2 protein-coding genes and 1 pseudogene are annotated in these 1,341 nt (G+C 76.7%); 1 reads left to right on the top strand and 2 read right to left on the bottom strand.

All coding sequences use genetic code 11. The features are described 5' to 3' along the window. On the bottom strand, positions 1–465 hold a 465-nt coding region (locus tag HUW36_RS33000; RefSeq protein ID WP_174531599.1), incomplete at its 3' end, for an ATP-binding protein. A 1-nt stretch (position 466) separates the two neighbouring features. Then, positions 467–826 carry a YraN family protein gene (locus HUW36_RS32995; protein WP_174531598.1) on the bottom strand — a complete coding sequence of 120 codons (360 nt, stop codon included), beginning with the start codon at positions 824–826 and terminating at the stop codon, positions 467–469. 217 nt (positions 827–1,043) lie between these two features. On the opposite strand from HUW36_RS32995, the pseudogene HUW36_RS32990 reads away from it, so the two are divergent. Continuing rightward, a pseudogene (locus tag HUW36_RS32990) lies at positions 1,044–1,341 on the top strand (hypothetical protein); the annotation flags it as partial.

Raw genomic sequence — 1,341 nt, 5'->3', positions numbered from 1 at the left:
CACCCGGACGCCGGGGATGACAGCCGCCTCGGCGGCGTTGCCGGCGGGCACGACCACGCGCGCGTACCCGGCCCGGGCGGCGGCGGCGACCATGGGCAGCGTGCCGCGCACCGGACGGACCGTGCCGTCGAGCCCGAGCTCGCCGAGGACGACCGTGGCGTCGAGGGCGACCGGCGGCAGCTCGCCGGAGCCGGCGAGGACCGCCACGGCGATGGCCAGGTCGAAGGCGGAGCCGTACTTGGGCAGCGTGGCGGGCAGCAGGTTGAGGGTGATGCGCCGGTTGGGCCACTTCTGGCCGGAGTTGACGATGGCCGCGCGGACCCGGTCGCGGGCCTCGTGCAACGCGGTGTCGGGCAGGCCGGAGATGACCACGGCGGGCAGGCCGGGGGCGAGGTCGGCCTCCACCTCCACGAGGTGCCCGGCGACGCCGGCCAGGCCGACGCTGAGGATCTTGGCGTAGCCCATGTCAGAACGCGCCCCGCAGGTGCTCGACCTGGGCCCGGCCGGTGACCGGGAGCCGGACCGAGAGCACGTCGAAGCGGACCTCGTCGGCGGTGGTGCCGGTCTCGGCGAGCCAGCGGACGGCCAGGCCCCGCAGCCGGCGCGCCTTGGCCCGGACCACCGCCTCGGCGGGGTCGCCGTACCGCTCGGTGCGCCGGGTCTTCACCTCGCAGAAGGCGAGGACGGGCCCCTCCCAGGCGATGATGTCGATCTCCCCGTCGGGGCAGCGCCAGTTGCGGGCGATCGGCCGCAGGCCGGTCTCGATCAGGTGCCGCAGCGCGCACCGCTCGCCGTACGCCCCGACGGCCTGGTTCCGGTTCGTCATGCCGGCCAGGTTGCGCCCGGGCGCCGCGCGGCGTGCACCGTGGCGGTCCGGCCTGTGGACGAGATCCGACAGGTGGACGGGATCACGATCTTGCCGCGGATGTGCCTCCGGACCGCCCGGCGACTGCCCCGCCGCGGCGGGGGCCGCCGCGAGCTGGACCGACGTTGCGGGCCGACCCGAATGGCGCGGCTGGTGCCCGTCGCATACCGTGCCCGTCGTGGACGGACGACGGAGCTATCCCGAGGATCAGCAGGGGCCGCGTTGGGGCGACCGCGGGTACGAGTCGGACTGGCGCGCCGCGGGCGAGCCGCGCTACCGCGACGACGACTACCGCGCCCCGGAGCAGCGCGCCGGTGAGAGCCGGTACGGGGGCTACTCCGCCGCCGACCCGCTGGTCGACGACACCAGCGGCTGGCGGTCGCAGCGTCCGGACGACCCGGAGGTCTCCGGCGAACTGCCCGGGCGGGCGGCCCGGCGGGCGGCCCGCGAGGCGCAGGGCGGTGAGGACCCGCTCG

The sequence above is a fragment of the Micromonospora maritima genome, assembly GCF_902825405.1.
Taxonomy (GTDB): domain Bacteria; phylum Actinomycetota; class Actinomycetes; order Mycobacteriales; family Micromonosporaceae; genus Micromonospora; species Micromonospora maritima.
The sequence above is the reverse complement of the archived record's forward strand: the minus strand, read 5'-3'. Positions and strand labels throughout refer to the sequence as shown.